Origin of the sequence: Streptomyces sp. NPDC052225, from assembly GCF_040679615.1 — a bacterium.
Classification (GTDB): domain Bacteria; phylum Actinomycetota; class Actinomycetes; order Streptomycetales; family Streptomycetaceae; genus Streptomyces.
Genome location: NZ_JBFAVD010000003.1, coordinates 85,394 through 105,773 on the forward strand (window position 1 = coordinate 85,394; position 20,380 = coordinate 105,773).

Below are 20,380 nucleotides of genomic sequence, written 5' to 3' on the forward strand. Positions count from 1 at the left end.
AGGTCAGCTGAGCGCCACCATCCGCACGACCGTCACGGTCAGCACGGTCCCCGAGACGTAGTACAGGACTATCGCCCCGCCGACCGTCGCCTCGCGCCGGTCCCGCTCACCGGCCACCGAACTGGAGCCGTGCCCGTACGGGTCATGGGCGAGCGTGCGGGCCATCTCGGCGCGGAAGGCGTCCGGGTTCGCCATCTTGGCGAGGGTGTCGTCGGCGGGCGGGGCGTACGCGATTCGGCAGGCGCTGCGCCTGCGGCGCCGGCTCAAGCCGTGCCCCGCCTCTCCGCCTCGTCACGGGCGAGCCGGGCGAGGATCGCGTCGGCCTCCGGGTCGGGCACGGCCTCCAGCATCCAGTGCCGCATGACGGCGTGGATCTCGTCGACCCCGGCGGCGTTGATGGCCTTGTCGAACTCCGTGCGGCGCTTCGGATCGAGCGCCGCACGGATGGCCGGGATGTTGTTGGGGACGTCGACCTCGACACCGCCCACCAGCGTTCTGGGCGGCTCGTCGGTCTTCGTGCTCCTCGGGGATTCGGGCATGTACGGTCACGTACCCGCCCAACTGCCCCGTCACGCAGGGGCGTTCCCGACAGCCTCGGCGGTTTCCACAGGGGTGGCCACCGGTGCGCTCGGCTGCGCGGGCAGTGCCCGCATCAGCAGCCGGTAGCCGGCCGCGGTCACCGTGCCGAGCGCCGCGCACCCGGCCCACAGCCAGCCGGCCCCGGCGGTGTCGAGGACCCAGCCGCCCGCGAGCGGGGCGACCAGCGCCGCCGCGGACCACGACATCGTGTAGACGCCCTGGTAGCGGCCGCGGCCCTCGGCGGGGGAGAGGCGGGCGACGAGGCCGGACTGGGTCGGCGCGTTGACCATCTCGCCGAGCGTCCAGACGATCACGGTGAGGGCGTACGCGGCCAGCGACCCGGCGAAGGCGGTGAGCGCGAACCCGTAACCGATGAGCAGGGACGACACGGCGAGCAGCCGGCCGGGGTCGCGGCGCTCGATGAACCGGGTCAGCGGGATCTGGAGCGCGACGATCACGATGCCGTTGACGGCGGCGACGAGCCCCACGTCCGAGCTGGAGAACCCGTTCTCGCCCATCACGATCGGCAGCCCGACCGAGCTCTGCGTGAAGATGACGGCGACCAGGAACGACAGGCCGACCATCAGCATGAAGCGCCCGTCGCGCAGCACCGTCCCCATGGTGACGACGGCCGACCGCTGCCCCGGCACCACGGGCCCGGCCTGCGGCCGCGACTCCTTCACCTTCACGAAGACGACACAGGCGCAGGCCAGCGTCATGCCCGCCTCGACGAGGAAGCCGAACGTGTAGCTCTGCGCGACGAGGAAACCGGCGTACACCGACGAGACCGCGAACCCCAGGTTGATCGCCCAGTAGTTGAGCGAGAAGGCCCGCACCCGGTCCTCCGGGCGCACGATGTCGGCCATCATCGCCTGGATCGCGGGCCGCGACGCGTTCGAGGCGAGCCCGAGCGCGAAACCCGTGACGGCGATGGAGACCGGGTCGCGCACGAAGGCGAGGACCGCGACCGTCGCGGCGGTCGCGAGCTGCGCGCCGAGCAGCGTGGGGCGCCGCCCGACCCGGTCGGCGAGCACCCCGCCGCCCATCGACGCGATGACACCGCCGAGCCCGATGAGCGAGGCGACGAGACCGGCGTACGCGGCCGAGAAGCCCCGCGCGGCCGTCAGGTACAGCGCGAGGAACGTGAGGACGAACCCGCCGAGCCGGTTCACGAGGGTGCTGGTCCACAGCCACCAGAACTCCCTCGGCAGCCCGGAGACGGACTCCTTGGCGGCACGTCTGAGCGAGGTGACTGACATGGGTGCATCCCCCGGGGGTGGAGTAAGTGGTGCGACAGGTTTGCGTAACTTACGACCTGGGTAATCGCGCGCGCCAATCAGTTGTCGACCACCGTCAATCGGCGCGGACCAGAGCCGTCTATTAGGCTCGGGGCCATGGCCGACGCACCGTACAAGCTGATCCTCCTCCGTCACGGCGAGAGCGAGTGGAACGCGAAGAACCTGTTCACCGGCTGGGTGGACGTCAACCTGAACGAGAAGGGCGAGAAGGAGGCGGTCCGCGGCGGTGAGCTGCTCAAGGACGCCGGCCTGCTCCCCGACGTGGTCCACACCTCGCTCCAGAAGCGCGCGATCCGCACCGCGCAGCTGGCCCTCGAGGCCGCCGACCGCCACTGGATCCCCGTCCACCGCAGCTGGCGCCTGAACGAGCGCCACTACGGCGCCCTCCAGGGCAAGGACAAGGCGCAGACCCTCGCGGAGTTCGGCGAGGAGCAGTTCATGCTGTGGCGCCGCTCGTACGACACCCCGCCGCCGCCGCTCGACCGCGACGCCGAGTACTCGCAGTTCGACGACCCGCGCTACGCGACGCTCCCGCCGGAGCTGCGCCCGCAGACGGAGTGCCTCAAGGACGTCGTCGTCCGCATGCTCCCGTACTGGTTCGACGGCATCGTCCCGGACCTCCTGACCGGCAGGACGGTCCTGGTGGCGGCCCACGGAAATTCGCTCCGCGCCCTGGTCAAGCACCTCGACGGCATCTCCGACGCCGACATCGCGGGCCTGAACATCCCGACCGGCATCCCGCTCTCCTACGAACTCGACGCCGACTTCAAGCCGGTGAAGGCGGGCGGCACGTACCTGGACCCGGACGCGGCCGCGGCGGCGATCGAGGCCGTGAAGAACCAGGGCAAGAAGAAGTAAGCAGAGCTGACGAAGCCCCCTACCTGCGGGTTGTCCGCCGGTAGGGGGCTTTTCACTGCCTCTGGGCCGTCTCCGGGCCGTCAGGGCGATGAGGCCGTGCGCTGTCCGGGCTCCGGCTCCTGCCTCCACTCCGCTCTGGCGCCGGCGCTCTGGAGTACCGCGACAGCGGACTGGGCCCTTTCCGCAGACAGACCCTCAAGGAGGGGGACGGGCGCTTGGCGTGCCAGCTCCCGGCTGTGCCACAAGCTCTGGCCGGTCACCTTGCGCACTGCCAGAACCACATCCATTTCGCGGGCTCCGCAGTCGACGAGCATCACCTCGTAGGACGGGTCGTCGCAGATCAGCGTGTAGTACTCCGTGCCCTGTTCGTCGGACATCTCGCCCTCCTGCCTCAGCGAACGGGAGCGTATGCGCCCTCGAAGACGGTAGCCACGGCTTTTCGAGGCAGCTCGCTCCGCCCGCCGCGCTCCTGTCTCCCCCCCACTCCAGCCAACGCGTGCAACAAGCACATGAAGAGGCTGCGAAAGGGCGTACCGCTCCTCGCCGGCCGGGCGCCTTCCACTCGGATGCTCCCGAGGGCCTGGGGCCTCAAGAACTGGCCAGAGTCCTCGCGATGGTGCGTAGCCGCCTCTCGACTCTGGATGCTCCTGGCATCGTCATCGGGGCCGTCCCTGGGCCGTCCGACGCCGCTCAACAGTGGCCGACGACGACCACCAGGCGCCCGAGCCGACTGCCCCTGGCGAGCAAAAACCCAGCTCCCCGAGATCCCCGACAACACCCAGGGCAAGAAGAAGTAGGTTCCGCGATCAGGTTCTTGGATCGCAGTCCTTTGATCGCAGCCCTTTGATCACGCCCCGGGCCGCCGCCCCTTCCGGCGCCGCCCGGGGCATGGCATTTTCGTGCCGTGACGACACATCAGGCACACCAGTCCCGCACCGACGGCGTCGACCGTGAACTCGTCGACGCCGCGACAGAGATCGCCCGCACCCGCTGCCGCGGTGACAACCACACCGTCGCGTCCGCGGCCCGCGACCGCGACGGGCGGATCGTGACCGGGGTGAACGCGTACCACTTCACCGGCGGGCCCTGCGCCGAGCTGGTCGTCATCGGGGCCGCCGCCGGGCAGGGCGCGTACGAGCTGGAGACGATCGTCGCCGTGGGGGACCGGGAGCGCGGGGTGATCCCGCCGTGCGGGCGGTGCCGGCAGGCGCTGCTCGACTACTTCCCGCACATCAACGTCATCGTGGGCCCGCCGGACGCCCTGCGCGCCGTGCCCGTCGCCGAGCTGCTCCCGGAGACGTACGTCTGGGCGGACCACGCCGAGTGAGGGGCGGCGTCAGCGCACGCGGGCCGCGATCTCCCGCGCGCACGCCATCGACTCGGCCCGCGTCGTGTCGACGACCAGGTCGTACGTGACGCCCTGGTGCACCAACTCGGCCTGGGACGCGGCCATCCCGGCCACCCGGTTCCCGCGGGCCACCTCGCGCCCCGCCGCGGTCCGCGCGTCGCAGCGCACGCCGACCCAGAGCACGTCGAGTCCGTCGAGCGCCTTGGCCCAGCGGGCCTGGGAGTGCGGGCCGCCCAGGAACACCTCGTCGACGATCACCTTCGCCCCGGCCGCGGCCATCGCCGCGACGCCGGCGGCCCAGGCCTCCTCCGCCCGACGGAAAACGGGGCCGACGGTGATGGATCCGTCGGCCCCGAGGTCGATCCCGCCCCCGGACGGCGGCAGGGCGTCGATGAGCGTGTCGACACCGAGCGTCAGCCAGGGCCCCGACACCAGCACGCTCTGCAGACAGCGGGCGATGCCCGACTTGCCCGAACTGGAGCCGCCGTTGAGGACGATCACGTCAGTCATGGCGCCAACGTAATCGCTGGGCGCGTCAGTTGGAGAAGTACAGGTACTTCCAGGTGCCGTACGTCGTCGAGTTGACGTTGTCCCCGGACGAGTCGTTGATGTACGCGGAGCGCACCCGCGCCTTGATCCCGGAGGTGCCGGGGGCGCCCAGGTTCACGGACGACTTTCCGGCGGAGTCCAGGGCGAAGTACTCCGAGTTCGTGGTGCGCCAGGCACCGCCCGAGTAGACCTGAAGCTGAAGACGCTGCTTGCGGCCCTTGTAGTAGGACATCGTCGTGTTGATGACCGGGGCCGTCTTCTTGTGGAACCAGTAGTAGGAGTGCGAGCCGATCGTGGCGCGCTTGTAGTGCTTGGTGACGGCCGTGGAGACCTTCACGCGCGCGTAGGCCGTCGTCCTCACCGTCTTCGGCGCGTACCGCGTGTCCCCGGCGAAGACCGCCATGACCTCGGTGTCGCGGGTCATGTCGACGGTCGCGGAGAAGTTCCCGCTGGAGTTGACCGTCCCGGTCTTGATCAGCTTGTTCGGCTTGTCGCCGCCGTACGGGTTCGCCCAGATCTCGACGGTCCGGTTCTTGTACGTCGTCCCCAGGTGCGCGGTGAAGGAGACGTCGGTGCCGTACGCGTAGACGTTGCCGCCCTTGTTCAGTGACAGGCTCGTCGTGGTGTACGAGGCCTCGACCTCGCGGGACACGGAGACCGCGGTGTGCTGCGCGTCGCCCGCGTACGCGACCCTGTACGTGACCGGACCGCCGGCCTGCGGGGTGTCGGTGAAGCTGTACGAGCCGTTCGCCGCGACCGTGACCGTGGGCAGCGCCTTGCCGCCGGGGCTCTCCGCATCGGTGCGGGTGACCGTCAGGGCGGAGCCGGCGGGCAGCGGCACCGAGGCCGTCAGCTTCCCGGTGACGGTGAGCTGCTTGCCGCGCGTGACGGACGACGGGGCGTCGACGGTGAGCGCGGGCACGCTCAGCGTCGGGTCGGTGAGGACCTTCAGCGCCTCGCCGCCGCTGCCGTCCCTGACCACGGCGAAGATCCGTGAGGAGTCCGGCGCCCAGGCCAGGGTGCCGGTGTAGCCGGGGTAGGTGTGCAGCGGCGTCGTGGTGCCGGGCCGGTACACGGTGATCCCGGTGCCGTCGGCGCCGGCGATCAGGCCGTTCGGGGCGACGTCGGCTCCGTGGGCGTCCGGGTAGCGGCCCGTCTCGCTGAACGCGCCGTCCGCGTACGCGTTCCGCACGGTGCCGTTGACCAGCACCTCGTCGGCGCCGGGCACCAGGTCGATGTCGCGGATGTCCCCGTCGGACGGGGCGGCGGCGCTCTCGCGCCAGGCGGTCACCCGCGGCGTGCCGGTGGTGACGTCGAGGACGGCCATCGAATCCGGCGTCCAGCTCACCTCGGCGACCGCGAGCACTCCGGGCCGGGCGGGGTCGGTGTCCAGGAGCGCCTGCCCGTACATCTGTTGCTCGCCGAAGGGGGACAGCCCCATCGTCACGGCGTTCTCCGCGTCGGCGGCCGGGTCGACCGAGCCGAGATCGGCCTCCCACCGGTCCCCGTACGTGAACCACAGCCTGCCGCCGGTGAAGGCGACATGGCGCGGCCAGGCGCCGTCGGGCAACGCGTACCGGGTCCTGATGTCGAGCGTGGCCGCGTCGAGCGCGACGATCTCGTCCGAGCGCGGCACGGCCACGTACAGGGTCGCGCCGTCGTCCGAGACGGCCAGGTTGCCCGCCCCCGCGAGCCCGTCCACCGAGTCGAGGGCCGCGCCCGTGTAGTCGGCGGCCCAGATCGTGCCCGCCTGTTCGTCGCTGACGAAGACCCGTTTCAGCGGGCCGTCCACGACGATGCCGCCAGGAGCGCCGACGGAGACGGTCGCGGCCGAGGCCGGGCCCGCCGCGACGACGCTGAGCGCCGCCGACGAGAAGAGGACCGCGAGCGCCGTCGCGGTGGAAATGCTGCGCTTACGCACAGGTACGAACCCCCACACACAAAGAGATCCCGGTGGATGGCCGGGAGATGAGAGCGCCGCGCGACACCCCGGGCGTCCTGTGACGGCTGGGGGCGCGGCTGCCAATGCGCAGAGTAGGGCACAAAGTTGCCTGGTGAGGAGGGGTTTCACCGAGAAGATGCGGAGGATGTGGGGCTGGGCCGACAGGCCGCGCACATGTGCGCCGTTGATGCGCCCGCCCCCCTGGGCATCAAATGGGAGAGGTACTCCATCGCGGAGGCCACCGAGGAGGGAAAACCGATGGCTGCCGAGTCCCCCAGGCCCGTCCAGATGCCAGAAGCCCCCGTTGAAGTGAGCCGCCCTGTACCGCAGTTGGTGCTGCTCGGAGCCTGCGGATGCGGCTCGGGCTGCGGCTGCGGATGCCAGTCCGGCGCGCCCTGCCAGTGCGGCGGCTGCTGCGGCTGACGCGTGACGCGCGAGGGCCCCGCGCGGAGGTACCGTGCGGGGCCCTCGCGGGTGCGGAAAGGCTCAGGCGCCCTCGACCGCCGCGGCCGCCGACGCGGCCTGCACGTCGTCCGCGTGCTCGCCCGTCACCAGATAGACGACGCGCTTGGCGACCGAGACCGCGTGGTCGGCGAAGCGCTCGTAGTAGCGGCCGAGCAGCGTCACGTCGACCGCCGTCTCGATGCCGTGCTTCCACTTCTCGTCCATCAGGTGCTGGAAGAGGGTGCGGTGCAGCAGGTCCATCTCGTCGTCGTCCTGCTCCAGCTGCATCGCCAGGTCGACGTCCTTGGTGATGATGACCTCCGCCGCCTTCGCCATCAGGCGCTGCGCGAGCTGGCCCATCTCCAGGATGGTCGCGTGCAGGTCGTGCGGCACGGCCCGCTCGGGGAAGCGAAGACGGGCGAGCTTGGCCACGTGCTGGGCCAGGTCGCCGCTGCGCTCCAGGTCGGCGCTCATCCGCAGCGACGTGACGACGATCCGCAGATCCGTCGCCACCGGCTGCTGCCGCGCGAGCAGGGCGATGGCCCGCGCCTCCAGCTCGTGCTGGAGATCGTCCACCTTCTGGTCCGCGGCGATCACGGTCTCGGCCAGCTTCAGATCGGCGTCGAGCATGGCCGTGGTGGCGCGCCCGATCGCCGACCCGACAAGACGGGCCATCTCGACCAGGCCCTCGCCGATCGAGTCCAGTTCCTCGTGGTACGCGTCACGCATACGACGTTCCCTCTCGTACGGGGTCTTCCGGTGCGGCGCTGCTGCGCCCACGGTCCCACGTTCGGCCCTGTACGCGTCGGGTTCCGGCACCCCAAGTGAATCAGCACCGTACCCAAGGTGAACTCTGGGCGACGAGTGTTCGAGCGGCCACCCGGACGGCTGTGGAGGAACCACTCGGCCCGCATAACCTGAAGACATGGACGTGAACGCGGCGGTCGCCGCAGCGGCAGCGATCGCCGGAGTGTGCACCGGCGTGATCGCCATGCTGGCGTTCCGCTGGAGCGAACGCGACCAGAAACGCCCCACCCGCACCTCCCTGCACACGGACCCGGTTCTGCCGCCCGGCGTCGACACGGTCCTGTCCGTGCTGCGCTCCTCCGCCGTCGTCCTCGACGAGGCGGACAGCGTGGTCAAGGCCAGCTCCGCGGCGTACGCCCTCGGTCTCGTACGCGGCGGGAAGCTCGCCGTCGAGCCGATGCTTCAGATGGCCCGCGACACCCGGCGCGACGGCGAGATACGACAGGTGGAGCTCGACCTTCCGCGGCGCGGCACCGGCCGGGGCGACGCCCTCGCCGTGTCGGCGCGCGTGGCCCCACTCGGCTCCCGGCTCGTCCTCCTCCTCGTCGAGGACCTCACCGAGGCCCGCCGCATCGAGGCCGTACGACGCGACTTCGTCGCCAACGTGAGCCATGAGCTGAAGACCCCGGTGGGAGCGCTTTCGCTGCTCTCCGAGGCCGTGATGGACGCCTCCGACGACCCCGAGGCCGTCGAGCGGTTCGCCGGCCGTATGCAGATCGAGGCGACCCGTCTGACCAGCCTCGTCCAGGAACTCATCGACCTCTCCCGGGTGCAGAACGACGACCCGCTGGAGGACGCCGAGCCGGTCCGGGTCGACGAACTCGTCGCCGAGGCCATCGACCGCTGCCGCCAGCCGGCCGCGACGAAGCAGATCACCATGGCGGCGGGCGGCACCGCCGACCTGCACGTCTGGGGCAACCGCGGCCAGCTCGCCGCGGCCCTCGGCAACCTCGTCGAGAACGCGGTCAACTACTCGCCCGCCCGCACCCGCGTCGGCATAGCAGCCCGCCGCGTCACGGCCCCCGGCGGCGACCTCCTGGAGATAGCCGTCACCGACCAGGGCATCGGCATCTCCGACCGGGACAAGGAGCGCATCTTCGAGCGCTTCTACCGCGTCGACCCCGCCCGCTCCCGGGCCACCGGCGGCACGGGCCTCGGCCTCGCCATCGTCAAGCACGTGGCCGCCTCGCACGGCGGGGAGGTCACCGTGTGGAGCTCCGAGGGACAGGGCTCCACGTTCACCCTGCGGCTGCCCGAGGCGGCCGCTCCCCGCACCGCCCCGCAGACCAGCAGCTCAGAAGGCCCCGGAAACGTACGCGACGAAGACGACGCACACGGGCCCGACCACACAACCGCATACGAATCCATTCCTGTCGCCCCGGAGGTCCTTCCGTGACCCGAGTGCTCGTCGTTGAGGACGAAGAGTCCTTCTCCGACGCCCTGTCGTACATGCTCCGCAAGGAAGGCTTCGAGGTCGCCATCGCGGCCACCGGGCCCGACGGCCTCGACGAGTTCGAGCGCAACGGCGCCGACCTCGTCCTGCTCGACCTGATGCTGCCGGGCCTGCCCGGCACCGAGGTCTGCCGTCAGCTGCGCGGCCGCTCCAACGTTCCCGTGATCATGGTGACGGCGAAGGACAGCGAGATCGACAAGGTCGTCGGCCTCGAAATAGGAGCCGACGACTACGTCACCAAGCCCTTCTCCTCGCGCGAACTGGTGGCCCGCATCCGGGCCGTCCTGCGCCGCCGCGGCGAGCCGGAGGAGGTCGCCCCGCAGGCCCTGGAGGCGGGCCCGGTCCGGATGGACGTGGACCGCCACGTCGTCACGGTGTCGGGCTCCAAGGTCGACCTGCCCCTGAAGGAGTTCGACCTCCTGGAGATGCTGCTGCGCAACGCGGGCCGCGTGCTGACCCGTATGCAGCTGATCGACCGAGTCTGGGGCGCCGACTACGTGGGCGACACCAAGACCCTCGACGTCCACGTGAAGCGCCTGCGCGCCAAGATCGAGCCGGACCCGGGCGCGCCGCGCTACCTGGTCACGGTCCGCGGCCTGGGCTACAAGTTCGAGCCGTAGACGGCACGCGCACTGAGACGCCGAAGGGCGGCCGGATCACGGGATCCGGCCGCCCTTCGGCGTACTGCTGCGTCAGGCTCAGTGGCCCGCGGCGGAGTGCGAGGCCGAGGCCGAGGCGCCGGTGTTCGGCGAGGCCGAGCCGGAGGCCTTCTGGCCCGCCGCGCCGTCGGCCGACTCCGACGGGGACTCCGAGGCCGTGGCGGACGCGCTCGGCGTGGCCGGCATCTCGGTCGGGCCCCACTTCTCGAAGTAGCTCTCGGCGGGGACGACGAACGCCTTCATCTTGATCTCGCCGGCCTCGCTGAACGAGAACGTGATGGCCTGGGCGTTGCCGTCCAGGACCGCGGTGCGGCTGTTCGGCAGCTCGGCGGAGGCGTTGCCCTTGCCGCCGAGGACGATCGAGCCGCCGGCGGGGACCGTGATGGTCGAGCCGCCCTTGGGGTCGGAGAGCTCGGCGGTCTTGCCGACCCCGTCGACGGTGATCGAGTCGAGGGTCTGGGCCGTGCGGCCGTTGTTGAAGAGTGTGGCGGTGACCACGGCCGGGCCCTTGGACGTGCGGTCCGGCTGGGTGATGACGGTGGCGTTCTGGATCTTGATGTCACCGACGGAGGTCGCGGCGTTGTCCGGCTTGACCTCGAGTGTCTGGGCGTTGTTGCCGGCACCGCACGCGGCGAGCGAGGCGATCGAGAACGCGATGGCGGCGGCGGCAAGGGCGCCGCGTCGAAGGCTGCTGCTCACGGCGGCGGCAACTCCTAGAACGTGGGCGGACGAACGGCCTCACGGGGTTGTAAAGCCGTCCTAAGGGTCTGTCAGCGGCCTTAGGTTACCGAGCCGTTCCCGCGCCGCCGCACCCGACCCGCCCCTACGGCCCTCCGCGCCGTGGACCGCCCTCCGTCCCGGCAGCCCCATTGGCATCACGTTCACCATTCACAAAACCGCTGTCCAGCGCCCTGTGGGGATTTCCGGTAAGGAATGCATGGGCGTACGGAAAAACGATCATCCGGGGCCGGGAATCGCGATGATCAATTCTGGATTGATCTCGAACGAGTCTGCGGTTCCTCGAACGGAGCAGCGGAAGTTCATCGCTTCGAACCACCCAAACCGGGACGTTCGACCCCTTGGGGGCCCGTTCGGACGCCTGTAACGTACGCGTTTCTCTCCCGCCGAAGAGCCGCTCCGACCTGCGAATACCCTCCTCCGCTACCCCTCCGCAGCACGTTCCTGTTGTTGTTGTCAAGCCCCGAGATATGCCCTGACCTGCGAAAACGCCATTCAGAACCCGCCGTTTCCGTGTTACCCTGGATAGCCACGGAAGGGGTACCTGTCACATGACGTTCAAGGTTGGCGACACCGTGGTCTATCCCCATCACGGGGCCGCGCTGATCGAGGCCATCGAAACTCGCCAGATCAAAGGCGTGGACAAGACCTACTTGGTGCTGAAGGTCGCCCAGGGCGACCTGACGGTGCGTGTGCCAGCGGACAATGCGGAGTTCGTCGGCGTGCGTGATGTGGTCGGTCAGGACGGGCTCGACCGGGTCTTCGAGGTACTGCGTGCGCCGTACGCCGAGGAGCCCACGAACTGGTCGCGCCGTTACAAGGCAAATCTGGAGAAGCTCGCCTCCGGCGATGTCATCAAGGTCGCGGAAGTCGTGCGTGACCTGTGGCGTCGGGAGCGTGAGCGCGGACTGTCCGCGGGTGAGAAGCGCATGCTCGCCAAGGCTCGCCAGATCCTGGTGAGCGAGCTCGCTCTCGCGGAGAACACGAACGAGGACAAGGCCGAGGCCCTGCTCGACGAGGTTCTCGCGTCCTGATACGCGTTGCCGTCACGCTGTAGTCGAAGCGCGGCGTAGGTGAAGCGCAGCATGAATAAATGCCGTGGTGCCCGATGACCCCTGATGGTGTCGCCGGGCGCCGCGGCATGTTGCGTACCTGTGCACAGGAACGATCCCGGTACTTGGCGTGCCGGGCCCGGGCAGCTGGCTCGACCGGTGTCACGGAAGGGTCCGGTCAAGGCGTCGCGCCCGGCACGATGTGGCCATACCCACCCTCCCCGAGCGTACAAACCTGAACGGAACCGATGTCTGACGAAACGCCTCCCGTGGCCGTCGGCGCCCGCACCGCGGCCGTGATTCCGGCCGCCGGACGGGGCGTGCGCCTCGGCCCCGGCGCCCCCAAAGCGCTCCGCGCGCTCAGTGGCATCCCGATGCTGGTGCACGCCGTCCGCGCCATGGCGGCCTCCCGCTCGGTCTCCCTCGTGGTGGTCGTCGCACCGCCCGACGGCGCCGCCGAGGTGAAGAGCCTGCTCGCCGACCACTCCCTGCCCGAGCGCACCGACTTCGTCGTCGTGCCCGGCGGTGAGTCGCGTCAGGAGTCCGTGAAGCTCGGGCTCGACGCGCTGCCCGACACCATCGACATCGTGCTCGTGCACGACGCCGCCCGGCCGCTGGTGCCGGTCGACACCGTCGACGCGGTCATCGAGGCCGTACGGGACGGAGCCCCGGCCGTCGTCCCCGCGCTGCCGCTCGCCGACACGGTCAAGGAAGTCGTGCCGAGCACCGACGGCTCGCCCGAGCCCGTCGTCGCGACGCCCTCGCGGGCCCGGCTGCGCGCCGTCCAGACGCCGCAGGGCTTCGACCACGACACGCTCGTACGGGCCCACGAGACCGTCACCGACGACGTCACCGACGACGCGAGCATGGTCGAGAAGCTGGGCCTCCAGGTCGTGCTCGTGCCCGGGCACGAAGAGGCCTTCAAGGTGACCCGGCCGCTCGATCTCGTGCTCGCCGAGGCCGTACTCGCCCGCAGGAGGGCCAACGATGGGTTCTGACCGCATGGTGCTTCCGCAGGTCGGGATCGGGACCGACATCCACGCCTTCGAGGACGGGCGCGAGATGTGGTGCGCAGGGCTGAAGTGGGAGGCGCCCGAGTACGAGGGCCCCGGGCTCGCCGGGCACTCGGACGCCGACGTCGTCGCGCACGCCGCCTGCAACGCGCTGTTCTCCGCGGCCGGCCTCGGCGACCTCGGGCAGCACTTCGGGACCGGGCGGCCCGAGTGGTCCGGGGCGAGCGGACTGACACTGCTCGCCGAGGCCGCGCGGATCGTGCGCGACGCCGGGTTCGTGATCGGGAACGTGGCCGTGCAGGTCGTCGGCCCCCGGCCCAAGATCGGCAAGCGGCGCGACGAGGCGCAGAAGGTGCTCTCCGAGGCCGCCGGGGCGCCGGTGTCGGTGTCGGGGGCCACGACCGACGGGCTCGGGTTCCCCGGGCGCGACGAGGGCCTGATGGCGATCGCGACCGCGCTGGTGGTGCGGTCGGAGGCCTGACCTCGGACGACCCTGGGTTCCTGCACCGACCTCCCGGCTTATTGCGCATGTATTGCAGTTAGCATGGGCGGGCAAGTGCGGGGGTGCCCGGTTCCGTCGTGGTGAAGGCAGTGTCAGGTGATGGTCGGTGAGGTCGGTGCGTACGAGATCCGCGTGGCCGGGGACGGCGACGTGGACGGAGCCCGCGCCGTCATGCTGGACACCGTCTACCGCGACCTGAGGTCCGGGTACGTGCCGCGCTGGCACGCCGACATCATCGACCCCGCCGCGCACTACCTGCGCCCCGAGCGCTGCACCCTGCTCGTCGCCGTGCACCGGGCGAGCGGCGAGATCGTCGCGACGGGCGGCGTGCGCGACCGCGCGCCCGCCTCCCCGCCCAACCCGCGATGGGTCGCCGACCGCTTCCCCTCCGGCAGCACCGCCCAGCTGTGCCGGATCTACGTACGCCCCGAGCACCGCAGGCACGGGCTCGCGCGGGCGCTCGTACGGGAGTTGACCGACTTCGTGGCCCGCACCGGCGGGTACGAGACGCTCTATCTGCACACCGATCCGGGCGTCACCGGGGCCGAGCCGTTCTGGCGGTCGCTCGCCCACGAGGTCTGCGACGAGCGGGAGCTGCCCGGCGGCGGACAGGGCATCGTGCACTTCGAACTGCCGCTGCCCGCACCGGTTTCCGCGCCCGCCGCCTGATGCGCCGCCGCGGCTTCCTCCTGGCGGCGGCCGGGATCGGGCTCACCAGTGCGTGCGGCTCGTTCACCGGGACCTCGGGCGGCGGCCGGATCGCCGTCGACCTCGCCTTCGCGCCCACCCAGGGGCTCTCCCCGTACGGCGACGACGGGCTGCTGCTCAGCCGCCTCGCCGTCGTCGACGGGCTCACCCGCATGGACACCGACGGCGTGATCCATCCGGCGCTGGCCGCGCAGTGGACCCGTACGAACGCCACCACCTGGGAGTTCACGCTGCGCCGCGCGCGGTTCCAGGACGGCTCGGACGTCACCGCCGGCGCCGTCGTCGACGCGCTGCGGCGGGCCGGGCGGGCGAAGGTGACGCCGCGGGTGCTCAGCGACGTGAAGCTCGACGCCGAGGCGGCCGGGGAGCGGACGGTGCGGATCACGACCGGGGCCGCCGACCCGCTGCTGCCCGCGCGGCTCGCGAACCCGTCCCTCGCCGTCTTCTCCCCGAAGGCGTACGGGAAGGACGGCGCCGTCGATCCGGTGGGCACCGCCACCGGACCCTTCGCGCTCACGCGGCTGAACGGGGCCGTGTCCGCGACGCTCGACCGGTTCGACGGGCACTGGCGCGGGCGGGCCGCCGCGCGCGGCGTCGACGTGACGTTCGTCGCCGACAACAACGCCCGTGCCAACGCGTTGCGTTCGGGCCAGATCGGCCTCGCCGAGTTCGTGCCCGCCGCCCAGGCGCTCGTCCTCGGGGACAGGGCCCGCAAGGTCGCCACCGTACGGACGACGACGCTGTACCTGAACACCGGGCGCGGGCCGCTCGCGGACGCCGGGCTGCGGGCCGCCGTGCGCGAGGGCATCGACACCAGCGCGCTCGCGCGCAGCGTGTACGAGGGGTACGCGGAGCGGGGGCGCGGACTGCTCGGGCCCGGGTTCGCCTGGGCCGGCGGAGCTCAACTACCGGTGCGGGGACGGGCGTTGGCCGTGAAGCCGCGCGGGCAGCGGGTGACGCTGGCCACCTACAGCAACCGCGCCGAGCTGCCCGAGGTCGCCGCCGCGCTCCAACAGCAGCTGGAGCGGGCGGGGTTCAGGGTACGGCTCGTCGTCAAGGACTACGCGCGGCTCGAATCCGGGGCGCTGGAAGGGGAGTTCGACGCCTTTCTGATGTCACGGTCCACCGCGCTCGACACCGGCGACCCCGTCTCCTACCTCGCCTCCGACTTCACCAGCGGCGGCAGCTTCAACATCGCGCAGCTCGCCGACCCGGACGTGGACGCCGCCGTGCGCGACGCCGCCGGACGCGAAGGGCGCGCACGGCAGCGGGCCGTGCTCGCCGCAGAGGCCGCGATCCTGCGCACCGACGCCGCCGTCCCGATCGTCCACGAAGAGCACCTCCAGGGCGTCGGCGCCGGGGTGCGCGGGGTCGTCCTCGACCCCTACGAGCGACAGTTCGTCGGTCTGGAGACACGCGGCTCATGAAGGTGGCAGGCGGGCGGATACTCGCGGCCGGCGGACTGCTCGCCGGAACGGCGCTGCTGCCGTGGCTGACCCGCACCGACCCGGCGCTCACCGTGCTGCACGCGCGGTACGGCGACGCGCCCACGACACCGTCGCAGCTCGCCGAGGTGCGGGCCCAACTCGGCCTGGGCGACGGGCCTTTCACCTTCTTCGGACAGTGGGTACGGGGTGTCGCGCACGGCGATCTCGGCGCGTCCTGGGTGACGGGCGCCGACGTCGGCCCTGACGTCGCGGCCGCGTTCGGGGTGTCCGTGTCCCTCATGGCGTACGCGATGGTCGTCGCGGTGGTCGTCGGGGTCGCCTTGTGCGTGCCCTCGTTGCGGCGGGCGCGGGCCGAACCCGTGGCCGGGGTCGGCGCCGGGGTGCTCGCCGCGCTGCCCGAGTTCCTGCTCGCCTCGGTGCTCGCCACCGTGTTCGCGGTACGGGTCGGCTGGTTCCCCGCGCAGGGCTGGGCCTCGCCCGCCTCCGCGGTGCTGCCCGCGCTCGCCCTCGGCATCCCCGCCGGCGCCGTCCTCGGGCGGCTCGGCCAGGACGCGCTGCCCGCCGCCTTCGCCGAACCCTGGGTGCGGACCTGGCGGGCCAACGGGATGCCGCGCTCGCGCATCGCCCGGCACGCGGCCCGGCGCGCCCTCCCCGCGGTGCTGCCGCAGGCGGGCCTCACGGTGGTCGGGCTCACCGGTGCCGCGGCGGCCGTCGAGGCGGTGTTCGCGATCCCGGGGCTCGGCGGGACGGCGGTCGCGGCCGCGCTCGATCTCGACCTGCCGCTGTTGCAGGGCTGTCTGCTGGTGCTGCTCGCGCTGGGCGTCTGCGCCGCCGTGGCCGTCGGTCTCGTACGGCGATGGCTCCTCGGTCCCGCGCTCAAGGCCGGGGCGCTGCCGGGGCTCGCGCCGGTGCGGGCCGGCGGGCCCGGGCGGCTGTACGCGGCCGGGGCCATCGCCGTACTGCTCGTGGCCGTCGCGGCGTGGGGCCTCACCCGCGATCCGCTCTCCGTCGACCTCGGGGCCCGGCTCGCCGCGCCGTCCTGGGCGCATCCGTTCGGCACGGACGCGCTCGGGCGCGACGTGCTGGCGCGGCTCGGGCACGGGGCGCTGCGCACGCTCGCCGTCGCCGCCGCGGTCTGCGCCGCGTGCTTCGTCGTCGGGGTCGCGCTCGGGCTCACCCGCTGGGCGACCGGCGTCACCGAGGTCGCCAACGCCATGCCCGCGATCCTGGCCGGGCTCCTGGTCACGGGGCTCTTCGGCGCGGGGACGACGGGGGCTGCCGTCGCCGTCGCGGCGGTGGGGTGGGCGCCGCTCGCCGCGCACACCGCGGCGCTGGCCGAGGCGGAACGGGGTTCGGGGCACGTGGAGGCGGCCGTCGTGTACGGGGCCTCGCGGTGGCATGTGCTGCGGTTCCACGTGCTGGGCGGGGTGCTGCCCGCTGTCGCGCGGCACGCGGCGCTGCGGCTCGCGCCGACGACCCTGGCGCTGGCCTCGCTGAGCTTTCTGGGGCTCGGGACGCAGCCGCCCGCTGCCGAGTGGGGGCGGTTGCTGATGGAGAACCTGCCGTATGCGGAGCGGGCGCCTTGGGCTGTGCTGGTTCCTGCGGGGGCGTTGGCGGGGGTGGGGGCGGTGGTCGTCCTTGCCGGGGCCGGGAGGTGGCGGCGGCGATGAGCGACCGTCACGGGGCTCCGCCCCGGGCCCTGCTCCTCAATCGCCGGAGGGGCTTGATTGTGCGGAGGCGGCGATGAGGGGGTGTCGTCGCGGGGCTCCGCCCCGGGCCCTGCTCATCAAACGCCGGAGGGGCTGGATGGGGCGTAGGGGCTTGGTCAGTGAGTTGCCCTCTTATCTTCGGCTGCTCGCCGGGACCCAGTTGGCGTTCAATCTCGGGTTCTATGCCGTGCTGCCCTATCTCGCCGCTCATCTCAGCGACAGCATCGGGCTCGCCGGGTGGGCCGTCGGTCTTGTGCTGGGGCTGCGGACCTTCAGTCAGCAGGGGCTGTTCGTCGTCGGCGGGGCGCTGACCGACCGGTTCGGGCCGCGGCCCGTCGTGCTCGCCGGGTGCGCGCTGCGGATCGCCGGGTTCGTGTGGCTGGCGTTCGCCGGGAGCACTGCCGGTGTCGTCGGGGCCGTCGTGCTGGTGGGGTTCGCCGCCGCCCTGTTCTCGCCGGCCGTCGAGTCGGAGACCGCCCGCGAGGCCGTGCGGCACGAGCGGGAGACAGGGGTGCCGCGCGCCCAGGTGCTCGGCGTGTTCTCGGCGGCCGGGCAGGCGGGCGCGTTCCTCGGGCCGCTGCTCGGCACGGCACTGCTGTGGGCCGGGTTCCGGGCCGCGTGCCTGGCCGGGGCGCTGGTCTTCGCCGGCGTCCTGGCGGGGCACGCCCGGCTGATGCCGCGCCGGGCGCCGGTACGGGAACGGGCGCGGAGCGCGGGCGCGCTGCGGGGCGTGTTCGCGCGGCCCCGGTTCCTCGCGCTCTGTCTCGCGTACAGCGGCTACCTGATCGCGTACAACCAGCTGTACCTGGCGCTGCCGGTCGAGATCGACCGGACCACCGGGTCGCAGGACGCGGTCGGCGTCCTGTTCGCGCTCTCCTCGCTGCTGGTCGTCGGCGCGCAGCTGCCGGTCAGCCGCTGGGCGGCGGCCCGGCTCGCGCCGCGCACGGCGCTCACGGCGGGGCTGCTCCTGGTGGCGGCGGGGTTCGCGGTGGTCGCGGCGAGCGCCCCGTACGTTCCGGACGGCACGGTCCACGCGCTGCTGCCCGCGGCCGGTCTGGTCGTGCTGCTCACGTTCGGCCAGATGCTGCTCGTGCCCGCCGCGCGCGGCCTCGTCCCCGACCTCGTCGACGAACGGCACCTCGGCCTCGCCACCGGCGCGCTCTCCTCGGTGTCCGGGCTCGCCGTGCTCGGCGGGAGCGCTGCCACGGGAGCGCTGCTCGGGCTGCCCGCGCCCGTGCTGTGGGCGGCGCTCGCGGCGGTGCCGCTGGGGGCGGCGGGGCTGGCGCGCTGTACGGCACCCGTGCGAAGCGGAAGCCGAAATGCGGGCGCGGACCGATGCGGTCCCGCAGGATCGGGTACGCGTCCCCCATCCCTGTCAGCCGAGAATTCCCTGTCCTCCGAGAAGGAGTGAGCCATGTCCGCCCAGCTGTCCGACGAACTCAAGGCGCTGCTCGACACCACCGTCTTCATCGCGGTCGCCACCATCCAGCCCGACGGGAGCCCCCAGGTCTCCCCGGTCTGGGTCAAGCGGGACGGCGAGGACGTCCTGTTCTCCACGACCGTGGGCCGCCAGAAGGAGAAGAACCTCAGCCGCGACCCCCGCGTCACCGTCCTCGTCCAGCCCGCCGACAACCCGTACTCCTACGCCGAGATCCGCGGCACCGCCGAGATCACGACCGAGGGCGGCCAGGAACTCATCGACGAACTGTCCGTGAAGTACACCGGCAAGAAGTACGCGGACTTCAACCCCGCGTCGGGCCAGGACGCGGAGCGGGTCGTCGTACGGGTGAAGGCCCGCAAGGTCGTCGGACGGATCTGAGCGGCATCGGCCCATGGCACTCCTCCGGGGCCACTACCCTGGAGGGGTGACTATTCGCCTGTACGACACCAGCGCCCGGCAGATTCGTGACTTCGAGCCCCTCACGCCGGGCTGCGTCTCGATCTACCTGTGTGGCGCTACCGTCCAGGCGGCCCCGCACATCGGGCACATCCGGTCGGGGCTGAACTTCGACATCATGCGCCGCTGGTTCACGTACCGCGGCTACGACGTGACGTTCGTCCGGAACGTGACGGACATCGACGACAAGATCATCAAGAAGGCGGCCGAGCAGAACCGCCCCTGGTGGTCGATCGGGTACGAGAACGAGCGGGCGTTCAACGACGCCTACAGCGCGCTCGGTTGCCTGCCCCCGACCTACGAGCCGCGCGCCACCGGCCACGTCACCGAGATGGTCGAGATGATGCGCGGCCTCATCGAGCGCGGGCACGCCTACGAGGCCGACGGGAACGTGTACTTCGACGTCCGCTCGTTCCCCGGCTACCTGGAGCTGTCCAACCAGGACATCGACGACCTGCGCCAGCCCAGCGAGGAAGGCATCACCGGCAAGCGCGACCCGCGCGACTTCGCCATGTGGAAGGCCACCAAGCCGGGCGAGCCCAGCTGGGAGACCCCGTGGGGACGCGGCCGCCCCGGCTGGCACCTGGAGTGCTCGGCGATGGCCCACAAGTACCTGGGCTCCGCGTTCGACATCCACGGCGGCGGCCTCGACCTCGTCTTCCCGCACCACGAGAACGAGATCGCGCAGGCCAAGGCGTACGGCGACGACTTCGCCTCGTACTGGGTGCACAACTACTGGGTCACCATGGCCGGCGAGAAGATGTCGAAGTCGCTGGGCAACAGCGTCCTCGTCAGCGAGATGGTCAAGCACTGGCGGCCCATCGTGCTCCGCTACTACCTCGGCACCCCGCACTACCGCTCCACCATCGAGTACAGCGAGGCCGCGCTGCGCGAGGCCGAGTCCGCGTTCGCGCGGATCGAAGGCTTCGTGCAGCGGGTCACCGAGCTGGCCGGCGGCACCGTCGCCCCGGCCGACGAGGTGCCCCCGGCGTTCGCCGAGGCCATGGACGACGACCTCGGCGTCCCGCAGGCCCTCGCGATCGTGCACACCGCCGTCCGGCAGGGGAACTCCGCCCTCGCCGCCGACGACAAGGAAGCCGCCGTCGCCCGCCTCGCCGAGGTGCGCGCCATGCTCGGCGTCCTCGGCCTCGACCCGCTCGACCCGCAGTGGGCCGGCACCGCCGACACCGGCACCGAGGACCTGCACGGCGTCGTCGACAGCCTCGTACGGCTCGTGCTCGACCAGCGCGAATCGGCCCGCGCCCGCAAGGACTGGGCCACCGCCGACGCCATCCGCGACCAGCTCGGCCAGTCCGGGCTCGTCATCGAGGACAGCCCGAGCGGCCCGCGCTGGACCCTCGGTCCGCGCTGACACC

At 71.8% G+C, this 20,380-nt stretch carries 21 protein-coding genes; 13 read left to right on the forward strand and 8 right to left on the reverse strand.

Annotation, left to right across the window (positions count from 1 at the left end; genetic code table 11):
* Positions 1–3: 3 nt before the first annotated feature.
* The 3 genes from AB0L37_RS06000 to AB0L37_RS06010 form a co-directional block, all read right to left on the reverse strand.
* Positions 4–195: a hypothetical protein gene (locus AB0L37_RS06000; RefSeq protein WP_365501425.1), complete on the reverse strand. Its 192-nt coding sequence runs from the start codon at positions 193–195 to the stop codon at positions 4–6.
* 68 nt (positions 196–263) lie between these two features.
* Positions 264–539 (reverse strand): hypothetical protein, encoded by a 276-nt coding sequence (locus tag AB0L37_RS06005; RefSeq protein ID WP_365500809.1) that lies wholly within the window; start codon positions 537–539, stop codon positions 264–266.
* Between the two features lie 30 nt (positions 540–569).
* Positions 570–1,838 carry an MFS transporter gene (locus AB0L37_RS06010; RefSeq protein ID WP_365500811.1) on the reverse strand — a complete coding sequence of 423 codons (1,269 nt, stop codon included), beginning with the start codon at positions 1,836–1,838 and terminating at the stop codon, positions 570–572.
* A gap of 135 nt (positions 1,839–1,973) precedes the next feature.
* Here AB0L37_RS06010 and AB0L37_RS06015 point away from each other — a divergent pair, with 135 nt between their 5' ends.
* Positions 1,974–2,735, forward strand: coding sequence for a phosphoglyceromutase (locus AB0L37_RS06015; RefSeq protein WP_365500813.1), 762 nt, complete (start codon positions 1,974–1,976; stop codon positions 2,733–2,735).
* An 80-nt stretch (positions 2,736–2,815) separates the two neighbouring features.
* Here the strand turns inward: AB0L37_RS06015 and AB0L37_RS06020 are convergent, their stop codons facing one another.
* A complete protein-coding gene (locus AB0L37_RS06020) occupies positions 2,816–3,112 on the reverse strand; it encodes a ribosomal protein L7/L12 (RefSeq protein WP_365500815.1) in 297 nt (98 codons plus the stop codon).
* Between the two features lie 527 nt (positions 3,113–3,639).
* On the opposite strand from AB0L37_RS06020, the gene AB0L37_RS06025 reads away from it, so the two are divergent.
* Positions 3,640–4,062 (forward strand): cytidine deaminase, encoded by a 423-nt coding sequence (locus tag AB0L37_RS06025; RefSeq protein ID WP_365500816.1) that lies wholly within the window; start codon positions 3,640–3,642, stop codon positions 4,060–4,062.
* 9 nt (positions 4,063–4,071) lie between these two features.
* On the opposite strand, the gene cpt is transcribed toward AB0L37_RS06025, so the two are convergent.
* The 3 genes from cpt to phoU all read right to left on the reverse strand — a co-directional run bounded on the left by cpt (position 4,072) and on the right by phoU (position 7,747).
* The gene (gene cpt / locus AB0L37_RS06030) at positions 4,072–4,593 is read right to left on the reverse strand and encodes a chloramphenicol phosphotransferase CPT (RefSeq protein ID WP_365500818.1); all 522 of its coding nucleotides are present in this window, start codon (positions 4,591–4,593) and stop codon (positions 4,072–4,074) included.
* A gap of 25 nt (positions 4,594–4,618) precedes the next feature.
* Complete coding sequence (locus AB0L37_RS06035) at positions 4,619–6,553, reverse strand: Ig-like domain repeat protein (RefSeq protein ID WP_365500820.1); 1,935 nt, start codon at positions 6,551–6,553, stop codon at positions 4,619–4,621.
* Positions 6,554–7,060: 507 nt separating this feature from the next.
* Positions 7,061–7,747 carry a phosphate signaling complex protein PhoU gene (gene phoU, locus AB0L37_RS06040; protein WP_365500822.1) on the reverse strand — a complete coding sequence of 229 codons (687 nt, stop codon included), beginning with the start codon at positions 7,745–7,747 and terminating at the stop codon, positions 7,061–7,063.
* Between the two features lie 196 nt (positions 7,748–7,943).
* On the opposite strand from phoU, the gene AB0L37_RS06045 reads away from it, so the two are divergent.
* A complete protein-coding gene (locus AB0L37_RS06045) occupies positions 7,944–9,221 on the forward strand; it encodes an ATP-binding protein (protein ID WP_365500824.1) in 1,278 nt (425 codons plus the stop codon).
* Entirely contained in the window at positions 9,218–9,898 is a 681-nt protein-coding gene (locus AB0L37_RS06050; RefSeq protein WP_018527980.1) for a response regulator transcription factor, read from the forward strand. The genes AB0L37_RS06045 and AB0L37_RS06050 overlap by 4 nt, the downstream gene beginning before the upstream one ends.
* Before the next feature lie 78 nt (positions 9,899–9,976).
* On the opposite strand, the gene AB0L37_RS06055 is transcribed toward AB0L37_RS06050, so the two are convergent.
* Positions 9,977–10,636: a DUF461 domain-containing protein gene (locus AB0L37_RS06055; RefSeq protein ID WP_365500826.1), complete on the reverse strand. Its 660-nt coding sequence runs from the start codon at positions 10,634–10,636 to the stop codon at positions 9,977–9,979.
* Between the two features lie 590 nt (positions 10,637–11,226).
* Between AB0L37_RS06055 and AB0L37_RS06060 the strand changes: the two genes are divergently transcribed.
* The 9 genes from AB0L37_RS06060 to cysS all read left to right on the forward strand — a co-directional run bounded on the left by AB0L37_RS06060 (position 11,227) and on the right by cysS (position 20,376).
* Entirely contained in the window at positions 11,227–11,709 is a 483-nt protein-coding gene (locus AB0L37_RS06060; RefSeq protein WP_003953493.1) for a CarD family transcriptional regulator, read from the forward strand.
* A gap of 266 nt (positions 11,710–11,975) precedes the next feature.
* Positions 11,976–12,725: a 2-C-methyl-D-erythritol 4-phosphate cytidylyltransferase gene (gene ispD / locus AB0L37_RS06065; RefSeq protein ID WP_365500828.1), complete on the forward strand. Its 750-nt coding sequence runs from the start codon at positions 11,976–11,978 to the stop codon at positions 12,723–12,725.
* Complete coding sequence (gene ispF / locus AB0L37_RS06070; RefSeq protein WP_365500830.1) at positions 12,715–13,221, forward strand: 2-C-methyl-D-erythritol 2,4-cyclodiphosphate synthase; 507 nt, start codon at positions 12,715–12,717, stop codon at positions 13,219–13,221. The genes ispD and ispF overlap by 11 nt, the downstream gene beginning before the upstream one ends.
* 120 nt (positions 13,222–13,341) lie before the next feature.
* On the forward strand, positions 13,342–13,911 hold the full coding sequence (locus AB0L37_RS06075; protein ID WP_365500832.1) for a GNAT family N-acetyltransferase: 570 nt from the start codon (positions 13,342–13,344) through the stop codon (positions 13,909–13,911).
* Positions 13,911–15,377, forward strand: coding sequence for an ABC transporter substrate-binding protein (locus AB0L37_RS06080; RefSeq protein WP_365500834.1), 1,467 nt, complete (start codon positions 13,911–13,913; stop codon positions 15,375–15,377). The genes AB0L37_RS06075 and AB0L37_RS06080 overlap by 1 nt, the downstream gene beginning before the upstream one ends.
* Complete coding sequence (locus AB0L37_RS06085; protein WP_365500836.1) at positions 15,374–17,068, forward strand: ABC transporter permease subunit; 1,695 nt, start codon at positions 15,374–15,376, stop codon at positions 17,066–17,068. Before AB0L37_RS06080 ends, AB0L37_RS06085 begins: the two co-directional genes overlap by 4 nt.
* 136 nt (positions 17,069–17,204) lie before the next feature.
* A complete protein-coding gene (locus AB0L37_RS06090) occupies positions 17,205–18,518 on the forward strand; it encodes an MFS transporter (protein ID WP_365500838.1) in 1,314 nt (437 codons plus the stop codon).
* A 3-nt stretch (positions 18,519–18,521) separates the two neighbouring features.
* Positions 18,522–18,926: a PPOX class F420-dependent oxidoreductase gene (locus AB0L37_RS06095; protein WP_365500840.1), complete on the forward strand. Its 405-nt coding sequence runs from the start codon at positions 18,522–18,524 to the stop codon at positions 18,924–18,926.
* Positions 18,927–18,972: 46 nt separating this feature from the next.
* Entirely contained in the window at positions 18,973–20,376 is a 1,404-nt protein-coding gene (gene cysS / locus AB0L37_RS06100; protein WP_365500842.1) for a cysteine--tRNA ligase, read from the forward strand.
* The last annotated feature ends 4 nt before the right edge of the window (positions 20,377–20,380 follow it).